Annotated in this window: 5 protein-coding genes; 3 read left to right on the forward strand and 2 right to left on the reverse strand. The window is 38.1% G+C overall.

Features of this window, described 5'->3' with window-relative positions; all coding sequences use genetic code 11:
- Window positions 1–184 (forward strand): hypothetical protein (locus tag WBN20_RS01830; protein ID WP_424280497.1); only part of this gene is annotated, 184 nt, incomplete at its 5' end.
- Window positions 185–209: 25 nt separating this feature from the next.
- On the opposite strand, the gene WBN20_RS01835 is transcribed toward WBN20_RS01830, so the two are convergent.
- Window positions 210–674, reverse strand: a complete 465-nt coding sequence (locus WBN20_RS01835; protein ID WP_424275643.1) for a CBS domain-containing protein — start codon at window positions 672–674, stop codon at window positions 210–212.
- A 388-nt stretch (window positions 675–1,062) separates the two neighbouring features.
- Window positions 1,063–1,641 (reverse strand): hypothetical protein, encoded by a 579-nt coding sequence (locus WBN20_RS01840; protein WP_424280498.1) that lies wholly within the window; start codon window positions 1,639–1,641, stop codon window positions 1,063–1,065.
- Window positions 1,642–1,876: 235 nt separating this feature from the next.
- Between WBN20_RS01840 and WBN20_RS01845 the strand changes: the two genes are divergently transcribed.
- Both WBN20_RS01845 and WBN20_RS01850 read left to right on the forward strand, forming a co-directional pair.
- Window positions 1,877–2,632 (forward strand): DUF6090 family protein, encoded by a 756-nt coding sequence (locus WBN20_RS01845; protein WP_424280499.1) that lies wholly within the window; start codon window positions 1,877–1,879, stop codon window positions 2,630–2,632.
- A gap of 37 nt (window positions 2,633–2,669) precedes the next feature.
- Complete coding sequence (locus WBN20_RS01850) at window positions 2,670–3,989, forward strand: Gfo/Idh/MocA family protein (protein WP_424280500.1); 1,320 nt, start codon at window positions 2,670–2,672, stop codon at window positions 3,987–3,989.
- The last annotated feature ends 821 nt before the right edge of the window (window positions 3,990–4,810 follow it).

The raw sequence follows: 4,810 nt of genomic DNA on the forward strand, positions 1-4,810 counted from the left end.
ACTTATCAATATCGGATATTTCAGGAATATTAGAAATTACGAAAGACTCAAAGAAGATTTGGAATTCCAGAGCATGGTTAAAAATGTTGAAATCTGGTCAACGGCACTAGGTGGAATACATAAATCAGTAGAAGAAAATGCATTAGAATTAATAGAACAAATAGATCAAGAATTAAATAAATAATGAAGGCTGTTATAAAAACCCGGATTTATTTCCAATTTTCAGTTTTAAGGTTCATAGTGGCTATTAAAATGTCCTTTTGAGAAATTTGTCCGACCAATTTACCATTTTCAACAATTGGAAAACGTCTTCGTTTGGCTTCCAGGAATTTATTGGCGGCATCAAAAATATTCATGTCTCCGTCAATGGTTTCAACATCTTTAATCATACTATCCTCTACCTTTGCATCATCAAGAGGCATATTATAATACCTGCTCTTACTTATATGACTAATACAGTCACCCTCGGAAATAACACCAATCAACTCGTTTTCTTCATTCACCACCGGCCCTCCGGAAATTCTATTGGATATCAGTGTTTCAATAGCATCTTGCATAGACTGTTCTGGCTTAAAAGTGATTAATTTTTTTGTCATAAAATCACTTACCTTAAAAGGTATTTCATCCCCTGATGGCTGTGACATTCTGGGACCTTGAAAACTTTTAATTCCCATAGTATATGTTTTTGGTATTCTATTAAGTTACTCTATCTGGGAAAAATAACCTAAAAAATAGCAAACTTTTAAGTAAAATTTCACATTTTATCGTCTGCGAGTACCTGATTATCAGTATACTATAATTGGCAATTTCAGCCAGGGCATACGCTAATAGTAACATGTGCCGGGATGCTATTTTCAACACGAGCAAGATGCCGGGGCTAGACGGAGTTTATCGGCCTTGTTTAATAATTTCTTACCTTAGAAAGAACAACCAACTACTTCTTTCTTATGATAGGCTTCTTTCGTAAAATCCGCAAAAAACTCGCCGACGATAACCCTCCTAGTTGGCGGGCAGGCAAGCCATAAAAATAATCGTCGAATGCAATTGAAAAAGGAAGTAAATTTAATTAGGAGTAAAAGAATAACTCTGTATAGTCTTTAACATTTTCTCATAATTTTCAATATCCCCATTTATAACTATCTTTTCTTTCTTTGTTGCTATTAATGCCCCTATCCCAGTTCCTACAACTCCTAATAAAATTCCTCCCAATAAAGCCTTTTCTTCCATAGTCATAGAAAACAACCCCGGTTCATCATCACCATCAATTAAGCCTATTAGCATGCCAGCTCCAACACCCGATAAAGCTCCAATCCATGCGCCCTTCCCAACCTTGCCTTTTCTTCTTATTCTTAGAATATCAAGGTTTTGATAATTAATAGACGTCAAATTTGAAACGTCCAGGGAATAGTTTTTTGCTATTTTAATAGCGTTTTCATCGGCAGAATAAAGAACTCCTTTTACCTTTGAGCTATCTGTCAGGCTAACCCAAACCTTATGTAATTTAACTTTTTTTGTAGCGTTTTGTGCTTGTCCCCTCATGGAATAAAGCAACAAAATTCCCATTAGTATTATTGATGTAGCTTTCACGGTTTCAAATTTACAAAAGGAAACAATCTGTAACGGTAATGCAAAAAATGCCATTAATTAAATTTACAATTTATTATCTAATCTATCCTAAACAAATAGCATTTAGTAAATCGGTTAGTATATATCACGAAAGGTCTATCCCGCCATATTTAATATTTAAGTAACTTAGGAAGGACATATAACCACTTCTTTATGATTAATTTTTAGGGGACAGAGCGGTAAAAAAACATTCAGTGAATGTTTTTAGCGAATGGGCCAGCCTGCCGCGCTGGCGTTTAAAGCAAAAATTATGATTAATTTTTTTAGGCGAATCCGAAGAAAACTCGCAGACGACAATAAACCTTTAAAATACATAAGGTATGCACTTGGGGAAATTGTTCTTGTTGTTATCGGGATATTGATAGCCCTTTCTATTAATAATTGGAATGAGAATCGTAAAACAGAGGTCAAAATTGAAAACTCCTTAATTGCATTGAGAAATGACCTAGTCCAGGACACCATCTTGATTAAAAGAAGGCTTCCTTTTATTAATGAACATTATGATTTGAATGAGTCTTTGAGAGCCAGAGTGGCAAAACCTAATGCAACTGTTGATACACTAATTCAAATAATGCGTTATGAATTTAATCCGAACTGGATTGTTCAAATTCCGTACAATACAAACACCTACAATAGTCTAAATCAAACTGGATTAGTAGAAAACCTATCCGACTCCTTAAAAGCTACCATAAAGAATTTTTATAATACGAAAATATCTCTTATGGATAGAGTGGAAAAAACCACGAATGACTATCAGGGGAAAGTAACATCTTATGTAAACACCTATACTTTTGGTGTGACGAAAATACACGACCAAGGTGCATTGATTGATTCTCTGGTTTGGAAAAATATTAATTATGGTCATCTTGCGGCCACCTTCCAGGGGATAAGTAATTTTAAAAGAATTCTATTTACTGAAACTAAAGAAGAGCTCGAATTTTCATTGGAGAGTTCTCGAGATTTAATAGCGCAAATAGATAACTACATAAACGAAATCTATAATTGATTGAAAAACCGTACTTTAAAAAACCAAAATCGTTAAAATGAGTAGTAGAAGAAAATTTATTAAAAATGTAAGTGCAGCCTCCCTTGCCACAGCAGTTCCTTTGGGCCAGGTGTCGGCCAAAAACCCAATTAAAGATAGAGAAGTAGTGAATGTTGGCCTTATTGGTGTTAGAGGGATGGGATGGGCAGACCTCAGCTCTTTTCTTAAAAACAAGGGAACAGCATGTATTGCACTTTGCGATGTGGACAGCGATTTATTGGAAAAACGCGCAAAGGAAATAGAAACAAAAACAGGTCAACGCCCAAAAACTTTTAATGACCATCGTAAATTTTTAAAAATTAAAGAGATGGATGCCGTTTTTGTTGGCACTCCAGACCATTGGCACTGTATTCAGATGATCGATGCCTGTGCGGCAGGAAAAGATGTATATGTAGAGAAACCAATAGCCAATAGTATTCACGAGGCAGATTTGATGGTAAAAGCAGTACGCAATTACAATAGGGTAGTGCAGGTAGGCCAATGGCAAAGAAGCGACCCCCATTGGCATTCGGCCTTTGAATATTTGGATTCCGGTGCCCTGGGCAAGATACGGCAGGTGAAAGCCTGGGCAAATGTAAATTACGGTCGCGGATTTGATGTGGTAGCGGATGCTGAACCTCCCCAGGGTGTGGACTACAACAGATGGCTGGGGCCGGCACCAGAAAGGCCTTTTAATAAAAATAGATTTCATGGTACTTTTAGGTATTTCTGGGATTATGCGGGGGGCCTTATGACCGACTGGGGAGTGCATATGCTGGATATGGTTTTACTTGGTATGAATGCCACTGCGCCTAAATCTGTAGTAGCCATTGGCGGTAAAATTGCATTTCCCAACAATGCAGCAGAAACTCCGGATACGCTGACGACAGTTTATGATTTTGGGAATTTCAGCTTTATTTGGGAACAATTTATGGGTATGGGCACATCGCCGTATTTAGAAGAATCTGGTGAACCTGGAGTGGCTTTTATTGGCGAGAATGGTATTTTGGCCATCAACAGGGCAAGCTGGAAAGTGCTACCCCTTCAGCATGATGGTAAATACTTAACAGAAGTATTACCACCCCGAAAAAGTCGTGTCAGCGGCCTGGATGCCCACACTGCAAATTTCTTGGAATGCATCAAAAATCGAAAAGATCCCAATTGTACTATTGAAATGGGAAGAAATGCCGCCCTGGTAGCCCATTTAGGGAATATCGCCTACCGAACTGGTAAAAAGCTGCAATGGAACGATGTGGAAGGCATAGTCTCTAATGCATCTGAAGCCAATGCTTACATAAAACCAAATTATCGGTCGCCATGGCAATTGTGGGAGGGGTAGGTGTTTTTATGGCAACCAGGATAGAACCGTACTAACGTTTTAATAGATAATTCCATACCTTAGAGAGGACCAACCATTTCCTTTCCATTATCAACTTCTTTCATTATCGAAACAGGACAGAGCGTTAAAAGGGCAGAATGAAAAAGCCAACATTTTGGCTTTTGAGAGATGAGCCAGATGAAGCGAGGCAAAGTGAATGTTTTTAGTGAATGAGCCAGCTGAGGCGCTGCTTCTTCAGATAACGCTTCCTCACTATTTCCTGAGGAAATGGCATAGCATTATTAACGAGTTGTGGGCCCTCTTGGTGAATGCCCGGCGCTAGTGCTGGCGGGGGTTTTAATGATCTATGATTTAAGTCATAGGATTCTATTTCTTGTAGCATCAATTTTGTGGGAATATTAAAAACCATTTGATATGACATTCTTAATTACAGCAGTAGCAGGAACGATAGCAATAATATTAATTGTCTCAATCGTAGAGAGTGTTTATGATTACTAAAGATTAAGCAGTCTTTTGATTCCTATTTTCCATACCATTTTCATCTACCAGATCAAAGGCAGCTATCTATTGTCATAGTTTTAGATTCTTTTGCGCCAGGCTTGTGCGGGCGTCACGCCCGTACCCAAAGTATCTCTTTGCCTGAACAGGCTAAGTTTGAATTTTGGCTACTTCTTAAGACTAGTTTAAACTATATTCAACACGAGCAGGATGCCTGTCTGCCGACAAGGCAGGCTCGCGCTAGCGGGGGACTACCATCGCTACCCAATGGTAATTTATAGAATTCAGCTGCAAAAGTATTTGTGAAGTAAGCTGCATTCTTT

Source organism: Eudoraea sp. (genome assembly GCF_049665975.1).
In the GTDB taxonomy this organism is placed as follows: domain Bacteria; phylum Bacteroidota; class Bacteroidia; order Flavobacteriales; family Flavobacteriaceae; genus Eudoraea.

What these genes read in the sequence shown, in the direction of transcription:
- WBN20_RS01835 (WP_424275643.1), bottom strand. Translation starts at nt 674, where the DNA reads ATGGGAATTAAAAGTTTTCAAGGTCCCAGAATGTCACAGCCATCAGGG.
- WBN20_RS01840 (WP_424280498.1), bottom strand. Translation starts at nt 1,641, where the DNA reads ATGGCATTTTTTGCATTACCGTTACAGATTGTTTCCTTTTGTAAATTT.
- WBN20_RS01845 (WP_424280499.1), top strand. Translation starts at nt 1,877, where the DNA reads ATGATTAATTTTTTTAGGCGAATCCGAAGAAAACTCGCAGACGACAAT.
- WBN20_RS01850 (WP_424280500.1), top strand. Translation starts at nt 2,670, where the DNA reads ATGAGTAGTAGAAGAAAATTTATTAAAAATGTAAGTGCAGCCTCCCTT.